Origin of the sequence: Photobacterium sanctipauli (genome assembly GCF_003026495.1) — a bacterium.
GTDB lineage: Bacteria > Pseudomonadota > Gammaproteobacteria > Enterobacterales > Vibrionaceae > Photobacterium > Photobacterium sanctipauli.
On record NZ_PYMA01000006.1, the window covers coordinates 158,863 to 182,659 of the forward strand.

Sequence of the window (23,797 nt, forward strand, 5' to 3'; positions counted from 1 at the left end):
TATGACGTGCTGGAAAATTATGATTGTGGATGACCACCCGCTGATGCGCCGTGGAATAAGCCAGTTATTAAGCTTTGAAAGTGATTTCGAAATCATTGGTGAAGCAAGCAACGGTGCCGATGCCGTCCAGCTTGCTTGTGAAAATGAACCCGATTTGATCTTGCTCGATCTCAATATGAAAGGCATGTCCGGGTTAGATACACTCAACGCCATGCGTGCCGAAGGTGTGCAGGCCAGTATTGTTGTGCTGACCGTATCTGATAGCCGTGCCGACGTGAAAGCACTGATCAATGCCGGTGCTGATGGCTACCTACTAAAAGATACCGAGCCAGATCAACTGATCGCCCTACTTAAGCAGGCACTATGCGGTGGCAAGGCATACAGCGACCTTGTGCGCCAGTACCTAGAAGAAAGCAACGATCAAGACTCGCTGCTAGACAGCCTGACCGACCGTGAAATGCAGATCCTGCAGGAAGTCGCCAAGGGCTATCGCAACAAGCAAATAGCCGATTCGCTATTTATCTCTGAAGCGACAGTAAAAGTACACATGAAGAGCCTTTTGAAGAAACTCCAGGTGAAATCGCGTACTGCTGCCACGGTGCTTTACCTCGAGTCACAAGACCAATAACCGGTGCGGTTCTCGAAATATGCCCTACTGTTGTTAGCAGGGCTGGCGCTTTCTGGCTGTAGCGTGAAGCCGCTTATGCCCGAAGCCCAGTCCGTCGACATCCTATGGGGCAACCAGCCCGAGCTGGCGCAATGCACCAAGCAATCAAGCCTGATTGGCACCGAGGGCCACTGGTACACCTTCTGGTTCATCAGCAACAAAGACTTGATGCGAGGGGCGCTAAATGATCTGCGCAACCAGGTACACCTGTCGGGCGGCAATACGGTGCAGCTTTATAGCCCGCAAGCATTCGACACGTCAGTGACGATACTCGGCAACAGTTACTACTGTGCTCCGCAGGCAACAAATTAAAGGCAATAAAAAACCGCATCACTGCGGTTTTTTTATTAGCTTGATACGGAAGAGATAATATCCCTTTCTCGCGATTCAACCCATTGTAGATCAAACGGTCCCCAGTCACTTAATTGGTAATAACCATCATTGTGACGTTTACCGTCTTGAACAAACGCTAACTCAATGCCAAAACCAGGTAGGGCTTTTAGTACATCTTGAATGGTACGACGTGGCCAACCAGTAATTTCAATCAGTTTTGGTACGTTGGGGCGCTCAAGTTGCTCAACCAACAATGCAAGATAAAGACGACGGGCAAAAACCGGATTCAATTCCATTTAGACCTCCATAATTTGAGGTTTTATTATTCCGTCTTCTGCAAAAGGGGTGTTGAGTTTGATCAAAAGGAGGGAGGATTCCCCCCCTCTTCTAGCACAGACAAGTGAGTTTGATCACAATTCTTTTTATTCCCTAGCACATTGGTAACAAAAAGTCACAATCAATCAATAACTTGCAAACAAGGCACGTGAAAGATGTATTGGTATCTTCAATGAGGCTTAACAATAATTAAAAACTGTAGCCCACCGACAGCATGAACACCCAAGGGTCGATGTCTGTTTTCACCTTCTTATCAACGCCATCTTGCTTGAAGGTCACATCAGTGCTGATATCGGCATACCAAATAGAGCCGCCCACAAACCATTTGTCGTCAATCATATAATCAAGGCCCACATTTGCTGCCAGCCCCCAGGAATCATCCAGCGACAAATCACTCAGGCCAACGCTCTTACCGGTGCTATTGAACTCTTCGTTAAAGAAAGTTGTGTAGTTAATACCGGCACCAACATACGGGCGCAATTTACTGCTACTGTCCATGAAGTAGTATTGCAGCATAAAGGTTGGTGGCAAATGCTCAACCTCGGCGATATCGCCAGTGGCATCCAAAGAGACCTTATGGCTGAAAGGTGTCGCAGCCAGCACTTCGATACTAATGTTATCTGTCAGCATGTAGCCGAACGTCAAGCCTAGCTGGGTATTTGAATCGACACTGAACTCGCCTAGATTCCCCACCCCATCAAGGATCACATCGTCACTGCTCTCGTTCGGCGAAACGACGGCGGCACCCGCGCGGACAATAATATCGCCTTTCTTATGGGCAAGGGCTTGAGGGGCTGCAACAACGGCTGCCATGACGGCAAGGGCACAAAGGGTCTTTTTCATTATTATTGACTCCATTCTTATTTTAATTGGGTAAGCCTGTTTTTGGCTTATCGACTTCACTTTTGAACGGAGCAAAATGTAACCAGTTTGATATCAAGCTGTATTGATTGAAATCAATTTACAAAAATTAACAATAACAAATAACTTTTGATACAGATCAATAACTTAAATAGCACTGCTTTTTATAGGTGAATAGACAAACAAAATGTCACCAATCTGGCCCATTCTATCCGACCCACCTCACAGAACTAGCACGTAAAAATAGCGCCAACACTCTAATCAACCAACTGCATTGCACTTAATTGCTATTTCGAAAAAACACTATTTACCGTCCCCGCTATCAACAATACCGTCCCCGCTATCAGCAAGCTGGCTAACATCAGTGATACAGCCTGCTTGCCAAACCTCTCCTACACTAATGGCAGGTATTTCCCAGCAAGCCGGAGACAACTATGACCCCTGCATTTTGGTGCATCCTGATCATTATATTCTTCAATTACCTCCTAGCAGGGATAGGTGGCTGGTTAACCATCAAACAAACGGGCAAATTCGATATCAACCAACCCAGGGTGCAAGCCAGGGAACTGACCGGCGCGGCGGCAAGGGTCAAGGCAGCCCAAGCTAATGGCTGGGAAGTCACGGTTGTTTTTGCCTGTTGCGTGTTCATCGCCCATTTCGCCGGCGTGCCGGAAACCGAGGCCACCCTGCCCGCCTCGGTGTTTGTGGTGTCTCGCTTCTTATATATGGTCTGTTACGCCTGCAAGCTCAGCCCATGGCGCACCATTATCTTCTTGGTCGGCCTCGCCGCCTGTTTCTGGCTTATTAAACTAGCGGTGACATACAGCGCCTAAGCCATTGCGAAGGCTTGGCAATCCCGCTATAAAGGAAGGCTAACTCCAAAACTAACAGTCAGTCGAAGAAACACTATGAGTACAATTGCCTACGGGATTAAGAACTGCGATACCATCAAGAAAATGAAGAAGTGGCTAGAAGCAGAAAGCATCGAATACCGCTTCCACGACTACCGCACCGATGGCCTAGACCGTGACATGCTAGTTCAATTTGAGCAGCAGCTTGGCTGGGAAGCCATGGTCAACAAACGTGGCACCACCTATCGCCAGCTCAGCGATGAACAAAAGGCAGGCCTAAACCAGGAAACAGCCATTGCGCTGATGCTGGAGCACCCGGCAATGATCAAACGCCCGCTGCTAGTCCACAACGACAGCTACCACCTAGGCTTTAAGCCAGCTCAATACCAAGAAATTTTCCAAACTAATTAATGAAGGATACAAGGATGTCTGACAGCCCGGTGATCGCACTCGCCAAAGATTTTATTAGCCGCCAGTCCGTCACCCCGGAAGACGCTGGTTGCCAGGACGTAATGATTGCGCGCCTTGAGCAACTTGGCTTCAAGATTGAAACCATGGTGTTCGAGGATACCACCAACCTTTGGGCCCGCCGTGGTACCGAGGCCCCATTGTTTGTGTTTGCCGGACATACCGACGTGGTACCCGCTGGCTCACTCGCGCAATGGCATACCTCGCCATTTGAACCAACCATCATTGATGGCTACCTGCATGGTCGCGGCGCGGCAGACATGAAAGGTTCGCTGGCATGTATGATTGTCGCGATCGAACGCTTTATTGCTGAAAACCCTGATCACAAAGGCTCTATCGCGCTGCTGATCACCTCCGACGAAGAAGGCCCGTTTATCAACGGGACTACCCGCGTGATCGATACCCTTGAAGCCCGCAACGAGAAAATCGATATGTGCATCGTGGGTGAACCATCGAGCACCCACGCCGTGGGCGATGTGGTCAAGAATGGCCGTCGTGGCTCAATTACCGGTGATGTTATCGTTAAGGGCACACAGGGCCATGTGGCCTACCCGCATCTTGCCGATAACCCGGTTCACCGTGCAATGCCTGCACTGGCCGAGTTGGCAGCGACCACCTGGGATAACGGCAATGCCTACTTCCCGCCAACCAGCTTCCAGATCGCCAATGTGGCCGCCGGCACCGGTGCCTCGAATGTGATCCCGGGGGAATTCCATGTGCAGTTCAATTTCCGCTTCAGTACCGAACTGACGGTGGATGATATCAAGCGCAAGGTACACTCGGTATTGGATGCTCATGGCCTGGACTACGATCTTAAATGGACCTTCAGCGGCCACCCGTTCCTTACCGACGAAGGCACCTTGCTTGAAGCGGTTGTTGAAGCCATTGAAGAAGTGAATCACAGCAAGCCAGAGCTGCTCACGACTGGCGGTACGTCCGATGGTCGCTTCATTGCCCGTACTGGCGCGCAAGTTATCGAACTTGGCCCAGTAAACGCCACTATCCACAAGGTGAATGAGTGCGTGAAGGTGGCTGACTTGGAGAAGCTAACCGATATGTACCAAAAGGTACTGGAAAAAGCCCTTTAATGTTCAAACACCCTACCGAAGTCCGGCAGCATACTGCCGGACAGCTTACCGGCCAGAAAGACACCCACTTGGTGCCTTTCAGGCAACACTTTATCCACCAGCAGGTGGCCGCGCCGTTAAAAGCCCTACAGGATGCAGCCCAGCTCGCGGGCTTTGATCTCCAGCTTGCCAGCGCCTTTCGGCCGTTCGAGCGCCAATTGCTGATTTGGAACAACAAGTTCTCTGGCAACAGGCCGCTGCTCGACAGTTGCAGCCAGCCACTGGATCCGAGCAAGCTCGATGAGCTTGAAAAAATACACGCTATCATGCGCTGGTCGGCACTACCGGGGGGTAGCCGCCACCATTGGGGAACTGACATTGATGTTTATGCCGCCAATTGCCTCCCCGAAAACACCCAGCTACAACTTGAGCCTTGGGAGTATCAAAAGGCAGGCCACCAAGCGGAATTCAGCCAATGGCTTAATGATAATATGGCCGAGTACGGCTTTTACCTTCCCTACCAAGAAGACAGGGGCGGTGTCGCCATAGAGCCTTGGCATATCAGTTACTTCCCAGTTAGCAAATACTTGCTTCGCCAGCTAACCCCAGACATGCTTGAACGCACACTTAGCGAAACTGAGATAGCAGGAAAGTCGCAGATTCTGAAAAACCTTGATAGTCTCTATAGTAGGTACATAGAGAATATCTGTGAGGTGTAAATGGAATGGCTATTAAACCCGTGGGTTATTTCCATCATTATCGTAAGCGTAGTGGTGAGTAATATTGCGGCGTTAAAGTACACCGCAAACATGAAATTTGGCTATAAGGACAAAGTCAAATACATGCAAGACAAGCACAACCGCGAGCAGCAGCTTGATGAGCTGATAGAAAAGCAAGCCGCGAATGATGTGAACAAAGAAATAAGAAAGCTGAAAGATCAGGCATAAAAAACGGGAACCCTAGGTTCCCGTTTTTACATCTCAATACAGCCCATCCCCAACGAACTACAAAGAGGAAGCGCGGAGTTTACGGACGTAAATGAGCACTTCCGATGTAGTTATCGCATTAACTGGCGACGATAAATCAATTAAGCTCGTGGGAGGTAATCAGCGATCCCTACCCACTTATAACTTGTCAGCTCTTCCAGCCCCATTGGGCCACGTGCGTGTAGCTTCTGGGTAGACACCGCCACTTCTGCACCCAGGCCAAATTGGGCGCCATCGGTAAAGCGGGTCGACGCATTCACGTATACTGCTGCCGAGCCAGCTGCATTCACGAAACGCTCTGCTGCTTGCAGATCGTTGGTCATGATGGCATCTGAATGGCTCGCGTTGTGCTTGCGCATATGAGCAATGGCTTCTTCGACGTCTTTAACTACTTTGATACCCAGGGTGAAGCTTAACCACTCGGTATCGAAATCGCCTTCGGCCACTTTACGCAGGCTTGCCGCCTTGCCTTCTAGCAGGGCATAGGATGCCTCATCGGCAACCAGCTCAACCTTGCTCTTGTTCATACGCTCGGCCAGGCGGGCGAGGAAAGCTTCAGCAATGGCTTCGTTCACCAATAAGGTATCGAGCGCATTACAGGCCGACGGGCGCTGCACCTTGCTGTTTTCAACCACGTCAAGCGAGCGTGATAGATCTGCCGAGCTGTCAACATACACATGGCTGATCCCAAAACCACCGATGATCACAGGGATGGTGCTGTTTTCTTTACACATCTTGTGAAGGCCTGCACCACCACGCGGGATGATCATATCCACGTACTGATCCATTTTAAGTAGTTGAGATACCAACTCGCGGTCCGGCTTTTCAATGTACTGTACCGACGCTGCTGGTAGGCCTGCCTTCTCCAGTGCCACTTGGATCACCTTTACCAACTCCATGTTGGAATGGAAGGTTTCGCGGCCACCGCGCAGGATGCTGGCATTACCGGTTTTGAGGCAAAGTGCCGCAATGTCGATGGTCACGTTTGGACGCGCTTCGTAAATCACCCCAACCACACCCAGAGGTACACGGCGGCGGCTCAGGCGCATGCCGTTTTCCAGCACCTTGCTGTCAAGCTCGGCGCCCACTGGATCGTTGAGGCCGATCACGTTTCGTACATCGTTGGCAATACCTGCCAGACGTGCCTCGTTCAGTAGCAAGCGGTCAATCAGCGCATCGGCCATGCCCGCTTCACGGGCGGCATCGATGTCTTTGGCATTGGCTGCCAAGATAGCCTCTTGGTTGGCTTCCAGTTCATCGGCGATGATTGCCAACGCTTGGTTCTTCTGCTTGGTTGCTGCTGTCGCCAGTTCAAACGCGGCCTGTTGCGCCTGCTGGCCCATCAGTTCAAGATTCATGTGCTATTCCTTTTAATTCTGGTTAGTTATCACGTTTAAATGACCACAAGATCATCGCGATGAACGGCTACAGGGCCATATTCGTAACCCAGTACCTTATGAATGTCTTGGCTGTGCTTTCCTGCAATCTTGGCCAGATCCGCACTTGAGTAGCGGCTGATCCCGCGGGCTAGCAATTCGCCTTTGCTGCTGAAGATACGTGCCACCTCGCCACGCTCGAACTCACCACTGACGCGGGTGATCCCTTTCGAAAGCAGGCTACTGCCACGCTGTTGCACTGCCGCAACCGCGCCATCATCAATCACAATATCCCCTGCTGGCGGAGGGCCGGCCAAGATCCAACGCTTACGGCTTTCAAGCGGTGACTCCAACGGCAGGAAGCGCGTGCCCACCGACTCACCCTTCACCAAATCGGCAATCACATCGGTACGGCTACCGGCAGCAATGATCACTTCGATACCCGCACGGCGAGCCACGTCAGCAGCTTGCAGTTTTGTCGCCATACCGCCCGTGCCCAAGCCGCCCACGCTACCGCCTGCCAGTTTACGCAGGGTTTCATCGATGGTGTGCACTTCGCGGATCAATTCGGCGTCCGGGTTGTTGCGAGGATCCGCGGTGAACAAGCCTGGCTGATCGGTCAAAAGCAGCAGCTTGTCGGCACTAGCCAAAATACCAACCAAGGCCGACAGGTTGTCGTTGTCACCCACTTTGATTTCGGTGGTGGCAACCGCGTCATTTTCGTTCACCACAGGGATAATACCGTTATCCAGCAGGGCCACGATCATATCTCGGGCGTTGAGGTAGCGCTCGCGATCGTCCAAGTCAGCGCGGGTCAGTAGCATCTGGCCAACATGCAGGCCGTAGATACCAAACAGGCTTTCCCACTCTTGGATCAGGCGGCTTTGGCCAACAGCGGCCAGCAACTGCTTGCTCGCCATGGTTTTGGGCAGTTCGGGGTATCCTAAATGCTCACGTCCGGCTGCAATTGCACCAGACGTCACAATAATCACTTTATGCCCCTGGCGGCGTAGCAAGGCACATTGCCTTACCAGCTCAACCATATGCGCACGATCAAGCTGCAACGTGCCACCAGTCAATACACTGGTGCCAAGCTTAACCACGATCGTTTGCGAGCCAGAGGAAGATTGCTTGACCGCTTGGTTTCCTTGCTCAGATTCAGAGCGAGTTGCCGCCAAGCCTGTCTTTTGTACATTTAGGGAATTGATATCTGCCATTGGGATCAAACAATAAATATGAAGTAGGGCAATGTTGTATCAATACGCTTGTAAAATCACAAGAAAAATGCGCCTATTTGGCGCATTTTTTCCGCATAAATTATTTCGCTCTATTCTAAGCAGCGCTGCCCAGCTCTGCTTCTTCCAGTGCTTTCGAGGCAGTTAGGCTTAATTCAAACTCATCTTGCAGCAAAGCGGTCAATTTTGGATAAAAATCATCAAGGGTTTGCTGCACCGCCTGCTCATGTTTCGCCGGCACTGGCTCTTTCCGCCATTCTCCTTCAGCATCGTAGCGGCCGAAGTAGTATTGGTACTCAAAACCACTGTCTGTTGCATCGAGCTCCAGCCACCAGCCCCAAAACTCGCGCTCTTCAGGCGCTTTCTTGGCACTAATGCAACTAGAGAGGCAGTCAAAGAAAAAATGACCTTCTGAAGAATGCTGCTGACGTAGGTACGGGCCAATTGCTGTCAGCTTTGTCATGAGGCGGCCATGCGGAGGAAAAGTCGTCTGCGTTGTCATAAGTGTATCTCCATCCCTAGCAATAACTATCAGCCAAGTACCGAGTTGCTTAATAGCACCTGACTAGCGCGTAAATACCATTTAAGCCATAAATCGCATCTATAGCAACAATTTATTTACATAACCGCGCAGGAGCACCAGCCTGATGGCATGGGTTGCCACCAGGGCCAACTTACTCACCCGCTAAGCCATTTTATCCTTAAGCCATTCAAGCACGGCGGTCATCGAGCGGTGATAGCCATCGTGAAGAGGCTTTTCAGGTAATTGCACTGCCTTGCCACCACGGCTCGACATGGCTATCAATTGGTTATCCATATCACTGCAAACTGGATCGCCTTTCAGGCTAATCCCCAGCATCGGGACATCCACCTTGCGACGGCCTAGCAAGCCCTGCAATTTCAGTGACCATGCCGGTAGGTGTGACGTCAGGCTCGCCTTTGATACCCCATGCTTGCCCATCCGCGAGGCAATCATGTCCAGATACATGCGCGGCATCGCATCAAGGCGCTTAGGCTCGGTTAAAACACTATTGATAATACCGCCGACGCTGATACAGGTTCTCAACCGGCTTGGCTCAAGGAAGCCGAGGCGAATGGCAGCATTGCCACCGAAGCGCAGGCCCAACATCGCCACGCGGTGGTGATCAACCCAAGGCACGTCTTTCACTTGCTGCAGCAATGCCTGGTGCAAACGACTGGTATCCTCGGTCAGGCTCCAGGCTGCACTATGGCCAACAGACGGCATATCAAGCGTGATCATGGCATAGCCAGCCGGGCCAAGGTAATCATGGTATAAACGCCAGAGATCCGATTGCAGGGTATCAAGCCCCCCGCTCACAATCACCGTCGGGAGTAGCTTGTCGGTACGAGGCAAGTGAATGAAGGCTTGGAATGTCTTGTTCTCGTACTTCACATCAATAGTACGCATCTGATGCGGCATACTTTCCATTGCCTCGCGGTAGGTCTGGTTGGCCTGCAGCTCAGCTTGGGCTGCCAGATCATCCCCCTTGATATGCGGATAGGCAGCAATGCTGTAGTACATGCTGGCAGTTAATAGCTTATCGGCCGCCTTGGACTTATCGCCATTACTGAGCAAAGCCCGACCCGCTTTCTGGTAGGCCGCTGCCGACTGGCACCACTCGTATACCCAGTTGCCCGGCTTGTAGCCAATCACGGTATCAAGCAAGTCATCCCGGGTGCGCGGCGCGTCTGATTTCGCCATGCGGGCAAAGATGGCCTCCATCTCGATAGGATCGACGCCTTGCCAAGCCCACTGCGGGCGGCGAAGTACCCGGTACCACCCGGCCTCGCTATCACCGTCAAGGGCGTTATGCACAGGCTTGTCTGCAACATTGGCCAGCTTCACCAAGCTTGAGGTTTCTTTGGAAGTCTGCCTAGGGGCAAATAGCTTTTCAGAAAGGTTCTGTTTCGACGTTTCAGACACGATAGGCTCCACAATTCAAATCGAAATGAGTAGATAAAAATACATAGGTGCCCCATTGCGATGACAAGGCAATCCGTTAAAAGCATCTATTCATGACCCACCCGAGTCGCTGATTTATCATTTGTTCTCAGCCGCTCGGGGTTAATATAAAAATTATATCATTCAATTAGGTACTATTTAGGAAACAAGCTCAAAGACTCAAACAATGGGCGAAAAAAAAGGAGCGAAACGCTCCTTTTTTGACTTCAGTGTAATCAGGCGATTACTGCTTAGCGATTGGATCAACGAAAGTAACAGCCATATCCCATGGTTGCTCAATCCAAGTATCCTGAGCGATGTCTACCACGTAGTCATCAACTAGGTGCTTACCAGCAGGCTTCGCACATACTGTAACGAATTTTGCTTTAGGGTACATCTGACGGATCATTTCCGCCGTGCCGCCTGTATCTACTAGGTCATCGATAACAATGAAGCCTTCACCGTCACCGTCTGCTTGCTTAAGAACTTTCATGTCACGCTGATGATCGTGGTCGTAGCTTGAGATACAAACCGTATCAACATAACGAATACCCAGTTCACGAGCTAAGATCGCAGATGGAACCAAACCACCACGGCTAACGGCAATGATACCTTTCCACTGATCGGCAGGAAGAAGTTTCTCTGCTAGCTGGCGGGTGTACATTTGCATGTTGTCCCAAGTGATGATGAACTTATTACTCATATCCGATGAACCTCTGAGTCAGCGGCTTAACCGCTGGGTGTATTTATAAACTGTTATAGGAAAATAATCTTAGCGATAAACAGGGCAGCAATCACCCAAACGCTAATATTCACGTCTCGTCCCTTGCCACTCATTACTTTAACAGCAGCATAGGTAATAAAGCCAAGGCCGATACCTTCAGCAATAGAATATGTTAACGGCATCAGCAGACAAACTACAACTACAGGCGCCGCTTCTGTCAGATCACGCCAATCGATGCTTACTAGGCCCGACATCATCAAGATCGCAACATAAAACAGTGCACCTGCCGTCGCATAGGCCGGAACCATGCCTGCCAATGGTGCAAAGAATAATGCAAGCAGGAATAATACGCCAACAGTAACTGCAGTTAAACCTGTACGTCCACCTACTGCAACACCCGATACACTTTCAACAAAAGAAGTGGTATTCGATGTACCCAACACCGCACCAACAGACGTTGCAGTACTGTCGGCCAATAGCGCACGGTTAAGGCGTGGCAGCTTACCATCCTTATCCATCAACTCTGCTTTGGTCGCAACACCAACCAGGGTGCCTGCCGTATCGAACAAGTCAACGAACAGGAATGCAAAGACTACAGAGACCAAGCCCACCTCAAGCGCGCCAGAAAAGTCCATTTGCATGAAAGTTGGGGCAACACTTGGTGGCATAGACACGATACCGGCGTACTGTACTTCACCAAATAGGATACTCAGAACAGTGACCGCCAAGATTGCGATCAGCACAGCCGCCTTGTAACCGCGGTGAACCAATGCAATGGTCAGGAAGAAGCCCAGTGCCGCCATCGCAGCAGGGAAACTGGTGAAATCACCAACCTGTACCAGTGTCGCCGGGTTATCAACCACGATGCCAGAACTTTGCAAGGCAATGAATGCCAAGAACAAACCGATACCCGCTGAAATACCTGTACGCAAAGCCAGAGGGATAGCATTGATGATCCACTCGCGCACGCGCAATACGCTTAGCACAATGAAACACAGGCCCGATAGGAATACTGCCGCTAGCGCAACCTGCCAAGTGTGGCCCATACCCAACACGACACCGTAGGTGAAAAACGCATTCAAGCCCATGCCTGGCGCCTGTGCTACAGGGTAGTTTGCCACGAAGCCCATGATGAAACAGCCAACTACCGCAGCCAAACATGTCGCAACAAAGACTGCGCCCTGATCCATCCCCGTTGCCGACAGCATCGTCGGGTTAACGAAAATGATGTAGGCCATGGTTAAAAAGGTCGTCAGACCCGCTAACAACTCGGTACGTACATCCGTACCGTGCTCTTTCAGTTTAAAAAGTTTCTCAAGCATTGCTCTCGGTTCCTTGGAGATATTTCAGCATTGTTTAAAGCCTGATGACGTATTAACTTCGACCAGCCACCAAGCCTAAAAAAGGAAAATAGAAAACGATTGCGTCCTCTATTTTTGGGTGGCGATTATAGGCGTGATGAAAAGCAATTTCCAGCAAATAAAGCAATTATCAGTAGCACATGACAATAACCGAATAAAAAACCAACCGCACAAGAAAACAAAAAACAATAAATCATTAAAAATCAATGCATTAACATCTCATTATCATGTGTGTTTTTTAATCACTTAATATTTTTTACTGCCGCGCAAACGTTTTATCTCAAGCTTGTTAACACCGAAATTAAAGGCTTGATGAAAATGTAATGGAATACAGGCAAAAGGATAAGAAATCGAGGCAGGTCAGCTAATAATAACGGTAGTCAACTTACTGCATACCAGCGGAAAAAGAGATAAAAAAACGCCACTTCAAACTGAAGTGGCGTTAAGAATGTACTGATAACTGATAGCCAGTTAAACCAAATTCTCAAATAAGGGGGGTGAACAATACTGTTGCGATCCTTTGCCTCACCTTAGCGACGAATGAGGCAAAGCATCAAAATTAGTAGCCGAACGTGCTCTGGTACAAAAAGTTACCAGTGTATACAGCGCGGTTATTCCAATAGTTGCTTGAAGATTCAAATACTTTCATTTTTATCACCTTAATTATTAAGTTGTCTTAACACATAAACGTCGTGCTTAGCCATCATGGCTTGACTTAATCTCGGTTCCTTGGAGGCGATATCTCGGGCTCATCCTAGAGCAGTTTCTATGTCGTTCACTCTTCGCTCAGAAGATGAGGAAACTATAACCAACCGGTAATAAACTTTCAAGCATTTTCTTTAACCCCGTCACACTTTTCTTTTAAAAACCCAAATAACACGCAAATATTGTAATTTTATTACAGAATTACGGTTGACCCGGCTTGATACACGACTAAAGTGTAACTATATGCCTCTTGATTCACTTGGCGCTGGCAACATATCCTAGGGCGATAACAAAAAAACGGATAATAATGAAAAAGGATGTAGTCATAGCATGGAGCGATTTCATACCCTCAGAGCCATCTCTATCAGTAAGCGCCTGTACTTATTGGGTGCCACCATTACCCTATTAACCTTAATTCCGCTGTTCTTATTTGTGGCAAACTACCAACATAACTTGATGGAACAAAAACGGATCAAAACCCGCCACCTTGTAGAAACCGCCCACACCCTTGTCGACCACTATTACCGACAAGTGCAACAAGGCACCCTTTCTACTGAGCAAGCACAGCAGCAAGCGATATCCTCTATCTCCAACCTACGCTACGAGCAAAAAGACTATTTCTGATTGCATGACTTCAACACCAACATGATTATGCACCCTTTCAAGCCAGCACTAGATGGCACCAGCCTCAATAGTTTCACCGGCCCCAACGGCACCACCCTTTTTGTTGAGATGACCCAACTGGTAAAACAGCAAGGTAGCGGCTTTGTCGATTATTACTGGGAAAAGCCAGGCCACTCCCAACCCGTCGAGAAAATATCTTATGTAAAAGGCTTTACCCCGTGGGGCTGGATCATCGGCTCAGGTATTTATGTCGATGATGTGCAAAGCTTGTTTTATAGCGAGATGAAGCAGCTTGCCTGGATCCTACTCGGCTCCCTGGCCATCACTTTCATCTTGGCATGGTTTATTGGCCGCTCCATTACCGCCCCCTGCGACGAAACGGTCAAAGCGATGCAAGATATCGCAGACGGCGACGGTGATCTCACCAAGCGCCTACCTAATTTTGGTAATGACGAACTGAGCCAGCTGGCCACCGCCTACAACCTTTTTGCCGATCACCTTGCCAATATGCTCAAAGATATTTCACCAGTGAGTGAACAAATCAGCGCTGCCGCCACACAACTAAACAGCGTGGCAACCGAAACGGCGGGCAGCGCCAAGGCCTCTTACCAAGGTATAGACAGCGTCGCAGCAGCCATGGTGCAACTTCACACCAACAACCAAGATGTCGCCAAATCAGCCCAGCAAGCGGCTGATTCGGCCGTAACGGCCCACCAGCACAGCGACGACAGCATCGAAGTTGTCACCAACTCATCGAATGAAATGCATGCGCTGCTTGCCCTGCTCGATGAAACCAACAGCAATGCGCTACAGCTTGAAAAAGACTCGATCGAGATCGGGTCGGTACTGGATGTGATCAGAAGCATTGCCGAGCAAACCAACCTACTGGCGCTTAACGCCGCGATAGAAGCGGCGCGTGCCGGTGAGCAAGGGCGAGGATTCGCCGTGGTGGCAGATGAAGTGCGCACCCTTGCCACCCGAACCCAAGCCAGTACCAACGAGATAGAAGAAATTATTGCTAACCTACAGTCACGGGCGAATACGGTAAGTAAGGCACTGACCCAAACCCGAGAACAATCGGCCAATACCGCAGAGCACGCCAACCAAGTCGCCAATACATTGGCAGATATCGGCGAGCATATCAGCACGATAAAAGCGCTTAACCAGCATATCGCCGAAGCCAGCGAGCAACAAAACGCCGCAGCAGAAGAGATAAATTGCAACCTTAGCCAACTAACTACACATAGCCATAATACCGTCGAGCAAGGTGACCATATTGCCAGTGCCAGCGAACAGCTGCTAGCAAGCGGGCGCAGCCTAGCAAATCACGTCAGTCACTTTAAGATTTAACTGTTACAGCCTCAGACACAGTGGTATCCTTGAGGTTAACCGTGATAGATAATAATGCTGAAAGTTTTTACATTTACGTCAACTTTCGGCTAATAAGTCACAAAAGACCAAAAGTTTATAAAGGAGACTGCTGTGTCTGAAATCAGTCAACTGTCACCACAACCTGTGTGGCAATTCTTCGATCAAATCTGCTCAATCCCACACCCTTCGAAGCACGAAGAGCAACTTGCTCAGCACATTATCAAGTTCGCCGAAGGCGAAGGCCTTGAAGTGCGCCGCGACAGCGTCGGCAACGTCTTTATCAAAAAGCCGGCAACACCGGGGATGGAAGACCGCAAAGGTGTGGTTCTTCAGGCTCATATCGACATGGTGCCACAGAAGAACGAAGATACTGACCACGACTTCACAACAGATCCTATCCAACCTTACATTGATGGCGAGTGGGTAACCGCAAAAGGGACAACCCTTGGTGCCGACAACGGTATGGGTATGGCGGCTTGCTTGGCAGTGCTTGCATCAAAAGACGTTGAGCACGGCCCATTGGAAGTGCTGCTGACTATCGATGAAGAAGCAGGCATGACCGGCGCATTCGGCCTTGAAGAAGGCTGGCTGGAAGGCGATATCCTGCTAAATACTGACTCAGAGCAGGAAGGTGAAGTCTACATGGGCTGCGCCGGCGGTGTTGACGGTGCAATGACACTGGAAATCAACCGTGAAGCTGCGCCAGCTGGCCACCAAGCGGTGAAGCTAGTGGTTAAAGGCCTGAAGGGCGGCCACTCGGGTTGTGATATCCACACCGGCCGTGGCAATGCCAACAAGATCCTTGGCCGATTCCTATTTGGCCACGCTGAAGAGCTAGGCCTGCGCATCACATCGATGACCGGTGGTAGCCTTCGAAATGCAATCCCGCGTGAAGCCAATGCCGTGGTTACCCTGCCAGCAGAAAACGTTGATAAGCTAAACGAGCTATTTGCTCACTACCAAGCGCTATTGGTTGCAGAACTTGGCCGCGTAGAAACCGATATCAACCTGTTCACTGAAGCCGCAGAGCTGCCAGCAGACGTGATTACGGCTGGTGACCAACAACGTTTCATCAACATGCTGAACGCGTGCCCGAATGGCGTGATCCGCATGAGCGACGACATCGAAGGCGTGGTTGAAACTTCGCTGAACGTGGGTGTTATCACCACCGAAGCCGACAAAATCACCGTGCTTTGCCTGATCCGCTCGCTAATCGACTCTGGCCGCAGCAATGTTGAAGGTATGCTGAAAGCCGTCGCTTCGCTTGCAGGCGCATCATGCGAGTTCTCTGGCACTTACCCAGGCTGGAAACCAGATGCCGATTCCGAGGTTATGCACCTGTTCCGCGAAACCTACAAGGACATCTACGGTCGCGTACCAAACATCATGGTGATCCACGCCGGCCTTGAGTGCGGCCTGTTCAAGAAACCATACCCGAACATGGATATGATTTCTTTCGGCCCAACTATCAAATTCCCGCACTCGCCAGACGAGAAAGTTCAGATTGAAACTGTTGCCCTATTCTGGGAGCAAATGGTGGCTATCCTGAAGAATATTCCAGTTAAGGCGTAAGCCGTTAACAGGACATATGGTTTTACCAAGCGGGCTTTCGAGCCCGCTTTTTTATTAGCCATAACTCGCTAAACCCCATCCTAGCCTTCCCCCTTCTATGCCGAAATAATGAAAGTGCCAATACAAGGGGGAGTTGGTGAGGGAGTTAAAACCCCTCAAAAGAAAGTTGCTGGGCACGGACACCATGCTCTAGGCCGACGCTAATCCCAATCAAGCGGATCTCCCTGTCTTTCTGCCTGGTTAGTGCTTCTTTCAACAAGCCGACAAATTGGGCTTTATCCAGCTTGGGTTGGATATGCTCCACCGTGGTCTGCTGGAAGTCGGCAAATTTCACCTTCACCCCTTGCTTGGAGATATTCAGCTCAGGGCGAACTTGCTTAAGCCGTCGCTCAAGCTCGGGGTAGAGGCGCTCTACCACCGCCCAGCATTCATCGTAGCGACTAATGTTTTGCGAGAAGGTGCGCTCTACCCCCACGGATTTCCGGGTACGTTCAACCACCACCTCGCGGGTATCAATACCGTGGGCGCGAGACCACAAAGACTGGCCAAACTTACCAAACTCTTGCAGCAACTGATGGCGGTCATACTGTTGAACATCGCGCCCCACATACAACCCTTTATCGTGGAGCTTTTGGATAGTCACCTTGCCGACCCCCGGGATCTTTTCCAACTTGAGATCCGCGACGAACGCAGGTACATCACCGGGGGTCACAACATACTGGCCATCAGGCTTGTTGAGATCGGAAGCCACCTTGGCAATAAACTTTACCGGCGCAACGCCGGCCGAGGCCGTCAGATCAAGCTCTTCCCTTATCGCACGACGAATGTCTTCGGCTATCAAGGTCGCTGAGCCATGCAGGAGCTCACAGTCAGTCACGTCCAAATAGGCTTCATCCAGCGAGAGCGGCTCTATCTTGTCAGTGTAACGCTGGAAAATAGCCCGGATTTGCTGCGACACTTCCTTGTATACCGACATACGGCCTGACACTAAGGTGAGGTGCGGGCATAGCTGCATTGCGCGAGCCGTCGGCATTGCCGAGCGTACCCCGTATTTTCGTGCCAAATAATTACAGGTACTGATCACCCCCCGCTGCTCAGAGCGGCCCCCGATGGCTATCGGGATATCCTTTAATGCTGGGTTATCGCGCATTTCAACCGCCGCAAAGAAGCAATCCATATCGACATGGATGATTTTACGTTGGGTCGTTTCAGGCTGGGTTGGGGATGGTAGTGTCATACCGGCTTAACTGTTTTTATATACAGTATCCATTATAGATACCTCGCCGAGCCCTGTGAAGCCACATTTAAGCCGATAACCAGTCAAGATAGGTTTTTATAAAAACCACAAGTATAAAAAAACCCGAGGAAACTCGGGTTTAATTGCAAGGTGGATACCAACGAATCAATTAAATGATCTGGTTTTTCTTCCACTCAGCCTGACGTGCTTCTCGCGCTTCACGCTTTTTGCGTGCATCGCACGGCTCTGGGCAATCACACTCTTTTGCGATACCGATGCCGTCGAGACCACCACAGCTACCGCTCACGGTTTTACGCTGGAAGATGTAACCAACAGCCATCGCAACGATGACCAACAAGAATACCGCAAACGTTGTTAAATATATGACCATGGTAGTTCTCTATTTCTTTTGCAAGTATGGAGCAAACGCTTCAGAGATAAACTCTTTGAAGCCCTGCTCTGTTTTCACCACCAGCAAGACTGGGAAGTTCTCTTGCTTGGCAAGTGCCATCGATTCTTCTTCGCCCATCACAGAGAAAGCGGTTGCTAGCGCATCTGCCGTCATGCTCGATGGGTGTAGTACTGTGACCGATACCACGTGATTCGAAATCGGCTTACCGCTCGAAGGATCGATCAGGTGCGAATAACGCACGCCGTCTTCCTCGAAGTAGTTTCGGTAATCCCCTGATGTTGCCACAGCCATGTCACCCGGTTCAATCACTTCTTGAATGGCGCGGCTGCCATCTTCCGTTGGTTTCTCGATAGCAATACGCCATGGCACACCTTCAAGGTTGTTGCCTTTCAGGCTCAGCTCACCACCGATTTCAACCAAGTAGTCCGCGGCGCCCAATTCATCGAAGTAATCGGCAATCACATCAACGCCAAAGCCCTTGGCTATCGATGATAGATCAACGTACAGCTCAGGGATATCTTTGATCAGTGTATTGCCTTCCACACTCAAGTGATCGATACCAACAATTTCACGGCGCGCCGCTAGTTCTTCGTCTGTCGGTGTCTTTTCTGGGCGTGCTTCAGGGCCAAAGCTCCAAAGGTTCACAATCGGGCCCACAGTCACATCTAGGGCACCGTTGGTGAGTTCGGCAAGGCGAATCGCCTCGGTCACCACCTTGGCCGTGTCCGCCGAGACTTCGAACGGCTCAAGGGTACGCTGTTGGTTAAATTGGCTGAGCTCGGAATGCTTACGATAAGTCGACATCTGATCGTTCACCAGCTCAAGGCGGCGATCGATTTCTTCCTGCATGTCGGTTGGTGTCGGTAAGCCTTCCTGCTTAATCAACTTAATTGAGTAATAGGTTCCCATTGTCGAGCCTTGCAGGTGGATCAGTTCACGCTGATCGCCACAAGCTGACAGAGTAAAAGCCAAAACAAGCATCATCAGTGCTTTGTTCAGGAACGTCTTCATTTACTACTCCCACAATGAAGGGCTGATAGGGTTTTCACACGGAAAGACCGTAAGAAAATTGCTTTTATTCACTGCTACGACGAAAAAAGGCTGACCCCGAAGGATCAGCCATTTTATTTAAGGTCGCAGCTAATTAGCCACCGAAGTCATCCAGTAGGATGTTTTCGTCTTCAACACCAAGATCTTTCAGCATGCCGATAACAGCTGCGTTCATCATTGGTGGACCACACATGTAGTATTCACAATCTTCTGGTGCTTCGTGATCTTTCAAGTAGTTCTCGTAGATCACGTTGTGGATGAAGCCTGTGTAACCATCCCAGTTATCTTCTGGTAGTGGATCAGACAGTGCTACGTGCCACTCGAAGTTGTCGTTGTCCGCTGCTAGCGTATCGAAATCTTCAATGTAGAACATTTCACGCTTAGAACGCGCACCGTACCAGTAAGTCATCTTACGCTTAGATTTCAGGCGTAGAAGCTGGTCGAAGATGTGCGAGCGCATTGGAGCCATACCAGCACCACCACCGATGAATACCATTTCGTTGTCAGTTTCTTTCGCGAAGAACTCACCGAATGGACCAGAGATAGTACAAGTGTCACCAGCCTTAAGTGACCAGATGTAAGATGACATTACGCCAGGTGGTACATCTGGGTTGTTTGGCGGCGGCGTTGCAATACGTACGTTCAGCTTGATGATGCCTTTCTCTTCTGGGTATGACGCCATAGAGTATGCACGGATTGACGGCTCTTTAACGATAGACTCGTAACGGAACAGGTTGAACTTGTCCCAGTCTTCACGGTATTCGTCAGGTACATCGAAATCAGCGTACTTAATGTGGTGCGGTTCAGCTTCAATCTGGATGTAACCACCCGCGCGGAACGGTACTTCTTCACCCTCTGGGATCTGAAGAACAAGTTCTTTGATGAAAGTAGCTTCGTTATCGTTAGAGATAACAGTACATTCCCACTTCTTCACGCCGAAGATTTCTTCTGGAAGCTCGATGTCCATGTCAGTCTTAACGTTAACCTGACACGCTAGACGCTCGCCTTCACGCGCTTCACCTTTAGTGATGTGGTCAAGCTCTGTTGGCAGGATATCGCCGCCACCAGATTTAACTTTCACGCGGCACTGGCCACATGAACCACCACCACCACACGCAGATGATACGAAGATACCGCTAGCTGAAAGAGCATTTAGCAGTTTGCTACCGGCAGCGGTTGTAATCGCTTTTTCCGGATCGCCATTTACTGAGATAGTAATGTCGCCTGATGGTACCAGCTTAGATTTAGCGAATAGGATCACTAGAACTAGAGCCAGGATAATCAGGGTGAACATGACTACGCCAAGAATAATATCCATTGATTATTCCTTATTACCTGATTACAGCTGAACGCCGGAGAAGGACATGAAGCCCAACGCCATAAGGCCAACGGTGATGAATGTAATACCTAGGCCACGTAGACCAGGAGGTACGTCTGAGTATTTCATCTTCTCGCGAAGACCCGCAAGAGCAACGATTGCTAGCATCCAACCGATACCAGAACCTAGACCGTAAACCACAGACTCAGCGAAGTTATAATCACGCTGTACCATGAAAGATACACCACCGAAGATCGCACAGTTAACTGTGATCAATGGTAGGAAGATACCTAGCGCGTTATATAGCGGCGGGAAGAAGCGGTCCAGAACCATTTCCAGGATCTGTACCAGTGCCGCGATAACACCGATGAACGTAATGAAGTTCAGGAAGCTAAGATCAACACCCGAAACGATAGCGCCATCTTTTAGCAGTAGGTTGTAGATTAGGTTGTTCACCGGTACAGCAATCGTTAGTACAACGATTACCGCTACACCCAGACCGAAAGAAGTTTTAACTTTTTTCGATACTGCCAGGAATGTACACATACCCAGGAAGAACGATAGTGCCAAGTTCTCGATAAAGATCGAACGAACTAGAAGGCTTAGATAATGTTCCATGTTCCCCTTACTCCTTCGCTTCGATTTGTTCTGGACGGATGATACGGATAGCCCAGATCATGAAACCAATCAGGAAGAATGCTGATGGTGCTAGGATCATCATACCGTTTGGCTGGTACCAACCACCGTCAGACACTAGCGGCAGGATTTCCACGCCGAATAGCTTGCCTGAACCGAATAGCTCACGGAAGAAAGCAACTGTGATAAGTACGAAGCCGTAGCCTAGGCCGTTACCAATACCATCAACAAGTGATGGAAGTGGCTCAGACTTCATTGCGTATGCTTCTGCACGACCCATAACGATACAGTTGGTAATGATTAGACCAACGAATACAGAAAGCTGTTTAGAGATATCGTAAACGAATGCTTTAAGTACCTGGTCTACCACGATTACCAATGATGCGATGATCGCCATCTGAACGATGATACGCACGCTGTTTGGAATATGGTTACGGATCAGAGATACGAACAAGTTAGAAAACGCACATACGAATGTTACCGCTAGGGTCATTACGAATGCTGTTTCTAGTTTGGTGGTTACCGCAAGTGCAGAACACACACCAAGAATCTGAAGCGCGATCGGGTTGTTGTCGATAAACGGCGCAAACAGAATCTTCTTCATTTCTTTAGTATCAGCCATTGTTTAGGCCTCCTTCACGAACTTTAGTCAGGAATGGACCAAAGCCCATGTCGCCTAACCAGAAGTCGAAGGTGTACTGAACACCATTCGCTGTCAAGGTTGCGCCAGACAGACCGTCTACGCCATGGATGTCACCTTCAGGTGCACCGCCTTTAACAACACGAATTGCTGGCTTGTTGTTTTCATCAAACAGTTCTTTACCAACAAACTGTGCACGCCAGTTCGGGTTCTCGATCTCACCACCAAGTCCAGGAGTTTCACCCTGCTCGTAGTAAGTGATACCTGCTAGCGTGTTGCCGTCAGTTTCAACAGCGATGAATGCGTACATCATTGACCACAGACCACCACCGTGTACCGGTAGGATCAGCTTCTCAACGCTGTCGTTTGCATCTTTCACTAGGTAAACTGTTGCAACGTTTGCACGACGTAGGATCTTAGCCGCGTCTTGATCAGCCGTTAGGCGGATAGACTGCGCAGGATCTTTAGAAGCGTTACGCTGGCTGTATTCTGTCGCTGTTTGACCAGCTTCAGTTTGTTCAATGAAGTCACCAGTGTTTAGATCAACAAGCTTAGGCTCGATGAACTGCTCGTAGGCTTCAGTGATGTTTGTGCCATCTTCAAGAAGACCGGCAACAGATAGGATGTTGCGCTGAACATCAAGTACAGCATTTTGCTGCTGTAGTGGACGCAGAGCAACCGCTGCTGCTGATACCACGATAGAGCACACTAGGCTCAATGCGATAACAACAATTAGCGTCTTTTTAATGCTATCGTTATTACTTGACATGACGAGCTAGTCTCCGCTTGATGTTGCCCTGAACTACTAGGTTGTCAAATAGAGGTGCGAATAGGTTAGCAAATAGGATTGCTAGCATCATACCTTCTGGGTACGCAGGGTTAACCACACGAACCATAACAGCCATTGCACCGATTAGTGCGCCGTACCACCACTTACCTTTGTTGGTAAATGCGGCAGACACTGGGTCGGTAGCCATGAACATCATACCGAATGCGAAGCCACCTAGAACTAGGTGCCAGTGCCATGGCATGCTGAACAGAGCGTTGGTGTCAGAACCGATAATGTTGAATAGCGTCGCCGTTGCGATCATACCAATCATAGTACCCGCGATGATGCGCCATGAAGCGATGCCCATGTAAACGATCATTGCGCCACCAAGCAGGATAGCAAGCGTAGAAACTTCACCGATAGAACCAGGAATGCGACCGATGAACGCGTCCATCCAGCTTACCGCTTCGCCAGTTACAGTGTTAACAACTGCAGCCTGGCCACCGATAGCCCACTGGCTAAGTGCCGTTGCGCCCGAGAAACCATCCGCCGCAGTCCATACTAGATCACCAGAGATCTGAGCTGGGTATGCGAAGAATAGGAACGCACGACCTGCCAATGCAGGGTTAAGGAAGTTACGACCCGTACCACCGAAGATTTCCTTCGCAACAACAACACCGAAGGTAATACCTAGTGCTGCCTGCCAAAGAGGTAGTGTTGGTGGAACGATAAGTGCGAACAGGATAGAAGTAACAAAGAAACCTTCGTTAACTTCGTGCTTACGCACCATACAGAAAAGTACTTCCCAGAAGCCACCTACTGCGAATACCACAGCGTAGATAGGTAGGAAGAAGGTCGCACCAAGTAGCATCTTGCTACCCCAACCAGCGTCTGCTGATAGGGTGCCGCCTAACATTTCTGTTAGCCAGTAGTGCCAATCACCTGCGATTACCGCAGCAAGTTGCTCCCCCACGTACATGTGGTTAAGCGCAGTGATGGCCTGGTGACCTGTGTTGTACATACCCCAGAACATAGCTGGGAAAACGGCAAACCACACCATGATCATGATGCGTTTTAGGTCAACGCTATCACGAACGTGTGCACTTGAACGCGTTACCTGGCCTGGCGTGTACATAAGAGTTGCAAACGCTTCGTAAAGCGCAAACCACTTCTCGTGCTTACCACCCGGCTCAAAGTGGTGTTCAATCTGCTCTAGGAAATTCTTGAGGCTCATG

Annotated in this window: 25 protein-coding genes and 1 pseudogene; 10 read left to right on the forward strand and 16 right to left on the reverse strand. The window is 49.8% G+C overall.

Features of this window, described 5'->3' with window-relative positions:
- Window position 1 precedes the first annotated feature (1 nt).
- Window positions 2-628 carry a response regulator gene (locus tag C9I98_RS11845; protein ID WP_036823820.1) on the forward strand — a complete coding sequence of 209 codons (627 nt, stop codon included), beginning with the start codon at window positions 2-4 and terminating at the stop codon, window positions 626-628.
- Window positions 629-631: 3 nt separating this feature from the next.
- Window positions 632-979: a DUF4156 domain-containing protein gene (locus C9I98_RS11850; RefSeq protein ID WP_051902258.1), complete on the forward strand. Its 348-nt coding sequence runs from the start codon at window positions 632-634 to the stop codon at window positions 977-979.
- Between the two features lie 35 nt (window positions 980-1,014).
- Here the strand turns inward: C9I98_RS11850 and C9I98_RS11855 are convergent, their stop codons facing one another.
- Window positions 1,015-1,296: a winged helix-turn-helix domain-containing protein gene (locus C9I98_RS11855; protein ID WP_036823818.1), complete on the reverse strand. Its 282-nt coding sequence runs from the start codon at window positions 1,294-1,296 to the stop codon at window positions 1,015-1,017.
- 229 nt (window positions 1,297-1,525) lie between these two features.
- Window positions 1,526-2,179 (reverse strand): outer membrane protein OmpW, encoded by a 654-nt coding sequence (gene ompW / locus C9I98_RS11860; RefSeq protein WP_107272017.1) that lies wholly within the window; start codon window positions 2,177-2,179, stop codon window positions 1,526-1,528.
- 452 nt (window positions 2,180-2,631) lie between these two features.
- Here ompW and C9I98_RS11865 point away from each other — a divergent pair, with 452 nt between their 5' ends.
- From C9I98_RS11865 to C9I98_RS11885, 5 genes are all read left to right on the forward strand, one after another.
- Window positions 2,632-3,030 carry an MAPEG family protein gene (locus tag C9I98_RS11865; protein WP_036824119.1) on the forward strand — a complete coding sequence of 133 codons (399 nt, stop codon included), beginning with the start codon at window positions 2,632-2,634 and terminating at the stop codon, window positions 3,028-3,030.
- Window positions 3,031-3,105: 75 nt separating this feature from the next.
- A complete protein-coding gene (locus C9I98_RS11870) occupies window positions 3,106-3,459 on the forward strand; it encodes an ArsC family reductase (protein ID WP_036824116.1) in 354 nt (117 codons plus the stop codon).
- A 14-nt stretch (window positions 3,460-3,473) separates the two neighbouring features.
- A complete protein-coding gene (dapE, locus tag C9I98_RS11875) occupies window positions 3,474-4,604 on the forward strand; it encodes a succinyl-diaminopimelate desuccinylase (protein ID WP_036824113.1) in 1,131 nt (376 codons plus the stop codon).
- The gene (locus C9I98_RS11880; protein WP_107272018.1) at window positions 4,604-5,302 is read left to right on the forward strand and encodes a M15 family metallopeptidase; all 699 of its coding nucleotides are present in this window, start codon (window positions 4,604-4,606) and stop codon (window positions 5,300-5,302) included. The genes dapE and C9I98_RS11880 overlap by 1 nt, the downstream gene beginning before the upstream one ends.
- Entirely contained in the window at window positions 5,303-5,530 is a 228-nt protein-coding gene (locus tag C9I98_RS11885; RefSeq protein ID WP_036821850.1) for a DUF2897 family protein, read from the forward strand. It abuts the gene before it with no gap.
- A gap of 140 nt (window positions 5,531-5,670) precedes the next feature.
- Here the strand turns inward: C9I98_RS11885 and C9I98_RS11890 are convergent, their stop codons facing one another.
- The 6 genes from C9I98_RS11890 to C9I98_RS11915 form a co-directional block, all read right to left on the reverse strand.
- Window positions 5,671-6,927 carry a glutamate-5-semialdehyde dehydrogenase gene (locus tag C9I98_RS11890; RefSeq protein WP_173424679.1) on the reverse strand — a complete coding sequence of 419 codons (1,257 nt, stop codon included), beginning with the start codon at window positions 6,925-6,927 and terminating at the stop codon, window positions 5,671-5,673.
- Window positions 6,928-6,962: 35 nt separating this feature from the next.
- Window positions 6,963-8,162, reverse strand: a complete 1,200-nt coding sequence (proB, locus tag C9I98_RS11895; protein ID WP_158262681.1) for a glutamate 5-kinase — start codon at window positions 8,160-8,162, stop codon at window positions 6,963-6,965.
- 115 nt (window positions 8,163-8,277) lie between these two features.
- A complete protein-coding gene (gene crl, locus C9I98_RS11900) occupies window positions 8,278-8,682 on the reverse strand; it encodes a sigma factor-binding protein Crl (RefSeq protein WP_036831383.1) in 405 nt (134 codons plus the stop codon).
- Window positions 8,683-8,865: 183 nt separating this feature from the next.
- Window positions 8,866-10,125, reverse strand: a complete 1,260-nt coding sequence (frsA, locus tag C9I98_RS11905) for an esterase FrsA (protein ID WP_036831386.1) — start codon at window positions 10,123-10,125, stop codon at window positions 8,866-8,868.
- A 262-nt stretch (window positions 10,126-10,387) separates the two neighbouring features.
- Window positions 10,388-10,846 carry a xanthine phosphoribosyltransferase gene (gene gpt / locus C9I98_RS11910; protein ID WP_036831389.1) on the reverse strand — a complete coding sequence of 153 codons (459 nt, stop codon included), beginning with the start codon at window positions 10,844-10,846 and terminating at the stop codon, window positions 10,388-10,390.
- Between the two features lie 53 nt (window positions 10,847-10,899).
- The gene (locus tag C9I98_RS11915) at window positions 10,900-12,189 is read right to left on the reverse strand and encodes an NCS2 family permease (RefSeq protein ID WP_036831392.1); all 1,290 of its coding nucleotides are present in this window, start codon (window positions 12,187-12,189) and stop codon (window positions 10,900-10,902) included.
- Between the two features lie 1,200 nt (window positions 12,190-13,389).
- On the opposite strand from C9I98_RS11915, the pseudogene C9I98_RS26835 reads away from it, so the two are divergent.
- The 3 genes and pseudogenes from C9I98_RS26835 to C9I98_RS11925 form a co-directional block, all read left to right on the forward strand.
- Window positions 13,390-14,046 (forward strand): annotated as a pseudogene (locus C9I98_RS26835) (cache domain-containing protein); the annotation flags it as partial.
- Window positions 14,047-14,193: 147 nt separating this feature from the next.
- A complete protein-coding gene (locus C9I98_RS26840) occupies window positions 14,194-14,907 on the forward strand; it encodes a methyl-accepting chemotaxis protein (RefSeq protein WP_281260955.1) in 714 nt (237 codons plus the stop codon).
- A 132-nt stretch (window positions 14,908-15,039) separates the two neighbouring features.
- Window positions 15,040-16,500 carry an aminoacyl-histidine dipeptidase gene (locus C9I98_RS11925; protein ID WP_036827951.1) on the forward strand — a complete coding sequence of 487 codons (1,461 nt, stop codon included), beginning with the start codon at window positions 15,040-15,042 and terminating at the stop codon, window positions 16,498-16,500.
- A 145-nt stretch (window positions 16,501-16,645) separates the two neighbouring features.
- Here C9I98_RS11925 and dinB read toward each other — a convergent pair whose 3' ends face one another.
- The 8 genes from dinB to C9I98_RS11965 all read right to left on the reverse strand — a co-directional run bounded on the left by dinB (window position 16,646) and on the right by C9I98_RS11965 (window position 23,796).
- Window positions 16,646-17,737 (reverse strand): DNA polymerase IV, encoded by a 1,092-nt coding sequence (dinB, locus tag C9I98_RS11930; protein ID WP_107272019.1) that lies wholly within the window; start codon window positions 17,735-17,737, stop codon window positions 16,646-16,648.
- Window positions 17,738-17,906: 169 nt separating this feature from the next.
- Window positions 17,907-18,128 carry a (Na+)-NQR maturation NqrM gene (gene nqrM, locus C9I98_RS11935; RefSeq protein WP_036831982.1) on the reverse strand — a complete coding sequence of 74 codons (222 nt, stop codon included), beginning with the start codon at window positions 18,126-18,128 and terminating at the stop codon, window positions 17,907-17,909.
- Between the two features lie 9 nt (window positions 18,129-18,137).
- Window positions 18,138-19,133: an FAD:protein FMN transferase gene (locus tag C9I98_RS11940; protein ID WP_245907148.1), complete on the reverse strand. Its 996-nt coding sequence runs from the start codon at window positions 19,131-19,133 to the stop codon at window positions 18,138-18,140.
- 160 nt (window positions 19,134-19,293) lie between these two features.
- Entirely contained in the window at window positions 19,294-20,517 is a 1,224-nt protein-coding gene (gene nqrF, locus C9I98_RS11945; RefSeq protein ID WP_036831978.1) for an NADH:ubiquinone reductase (Na(+)-transporting) subunit F, read from the reverse strand.
- Between the two features lie 21 nt (window positions 20,518-20,538).
- Window positions 20,539-21,135, reverse strand: coding sequence for an NADH:ubiquinone reductase (Na(+)-transporting) subunit E (nqrE, locus tag C9I98_RS11950; protein ID WP_036831975.1), 597 nt, complete (start codon window positions 21,133-21,135; stop codon window positions 20,539-20,541).
- A 7-nt stretch (window positions 21,136-21,142) separates the two neighbouring features.
- Window positions 21,143-21,775 carry an NADH:ubiquinone reductase (Na(+)-transporting) subunit D gene (locus C9I98_RS11955; protein WP_036831972.1) on the reverse strand — a complete coding sequence of 211 codons (633 nt, stop codon included), beginning with the start codon at window positions 21,773-21,775 and terminating at the stop codon, window positions 21,143-21,145.
- Window positions 21,768-22,562 carry a Na(+)-translocating NADH-quinone reductase subunit C gene (locus C9I98_RS11960; RefSeq protein WP_036831969.1) on the reverse strand — a complete coding sequence of 265 codons (795 nt, stop codon included), beginning with the start codon at window positions 22,560-22,562 and terminating at the stop codon, window positions 21,768-21,770. The genes C9I98_RS11955 and C9I98_RS11960 overlap by 8 nt, the downstream gene beginning before the upstream one ends.
- Window positions 22,552-23,796, reverse strand: coding sequence for an NADH:ubiquinone reductase (Na(+)-transporting) subunit B (locus C9I98_RS11965; protein WP_036831966.1), 1,245 nt, complete (start codon window positions 23,794-23,796; stop codon window positions 22,552-22,554). The genes C9I98_RS11960 and C9I98_RS11965 overlap by 11 nt, the downstream gene beginning before the upstream one ends.
- Window position 23,797: the final 1 nt, after the last annotated feature.

Excerpts from the sequence above, each read along its gene's own strand:
- C9I98_RS11845 (WP_036823820.1), top strand. The coding sequence starts at position 2 with ATGACGTGCTGGAAAATTATGATTGTGGATGACCACCCGCTGATGCGC.
- nqrM (WP_036831982.1), bottom strand. The coding sequence starts at position 18,128 with ATGGTCATATATTTAACAACGTTTGCGGTATTCTTGTTGGTCATCGTT.
- C9I98_RS11955 (WP_036831972.1), bottom strand. The coding sequence starts at position 21,775 with ATGGCTGATACTAAAGAAATGAAGAAGATTCTGTTTGCGCCGTTTATC.
- C9I98_RS11890 (WP_173424679.1), bottom strand. The coding sequence starts at position 6,927 with ATGAATCTTGAACTGATGGGCCAGCAGGCGCAACAGGCCGCGTTTGAA.
- C9I98_RS11880 (WP_107272018.1), top strand. The coding sequence starts at position 4,604 with ATGTTCAAACACCCTACCGAAGTCCGGCAGCATACTGCCGGACAGCTT.
- proB (WP_158262681.1), bottom strand. The coding sequence starts at position 8,162 with ATGGCAGATATCAATTCCCTAAATGTACAAAAGACAGGCTTGGCGGCA.
- ompW (WP_107272017.1), bottom strand. The coding sequence starts at position 2,179 with ATGAAAAAGACCCTTTGTGCCCTTGCCGTCATGGCAGCCGTTGTTGCA.
- C9I98_RS11865 (WP_036824119.1), top strand. The coding sequence starts at position 2,632 with ATGACCCCTGCATTTTGGTGCATCCTGATCATTATATTCTTCAATTAC.
- C9I98_RS11870 (WP_036824116.1), top strand. The coding sequence starts at position 3,106 with ATGAGTACAATTGCCTACGGGATTAAGAACTGCGATACCATCAAGAAA.
- crl (WP_036831383.1), bottom strand. The coding sequence starts at position 8,682 with ATGACAACGCAGACGACTTTTCCTCCGCATGGCCGCCTCATGACAAAG.
- nqrF (WP_036831978.1), bottom strand. The coding sequence starts at position 20,517 with ATGGATATTATTCTTGGCGTAGTCATGTTCACCCTGATTATCCTGGCT.
- C9I98_RS11885 (WP_036821850.1), top strand. The coding sequence starts at position 5,303 with ATGGAATGGCTATTAAACCCGTGGGTTATTTCCATCATTATCGTAAGC.
- gpt (WP_036831389.1), bottom strand. The coding sequence starts at position 10,846 with ATGAGTAATAAGTTCATCATCACTTGGGACAACATGCAAATGTACACC.
- dapE (WP_036824113.1), top strand. The coding sequence starts at position 3,474 with ATGTCTGACAGCCCGGTGATCGCACTCGCCAAAGATTTTATTAGCCGC.
- C9I98_RS11855 (WP_036823818.1), bottom strand. The coding sequence starts at position 1,296 with ATGGAATTGAATCCGGTTTTTGCCCGTCGTCTTTATCTTGCATTGTTG.
- C9I98_RS11960 (WP_036831969.1), bottom strand. The coding sequence starts at position 22,562 with ATGTCAAGTAATAACGATAGCATTAAAAAGACGCTAATTGTTGTTATC.
- dinB (WP_107272019.1), bottom strand. The coding sequence starts at position 17,737 with ATGACACTACCATCCCCAACCCAGCCTGAAACGACCCAACGTAAAATC.
- nqrE (WP_036831975.1), bottom strand. The coding sequence starts at position 21,135 with ATGGAACATTATCTAAGCCTTCTAGTTCGTTCGATCTTTATCGAGAAC.
- C9I98_RS26840 (WP_281260955.1), top strand. The coding sequence starts at position 14,194 with ATGGTGCAACTTCACACCAACAACCAAGATGTCGCCAAATCAGCCCAG.
- C9I98_RS11965 (WP_036831966.1), bottom strand. The coding sequence starts at position 23,796 with ATGAGCCTCAAGAATTTCCTAGAGCAGATTGAACACCACTTTGAGCCG.
- C9I98_RS11940 (WP_245907148.1), bottom strand. The coding sequence starts at position 19,133 with ATGATGCTTGTTTTGGCTTTTACTCTGTCAGCTTGTGGCGATCAGCGT.
- C9I98_RS11915 (WP_036831392.1), bottom strand. The coding sequence starts at position 12,189 with ATGCTTGAGAAACTTTTTAAACTGAAAGAGCACGGTACGGATGTACGT.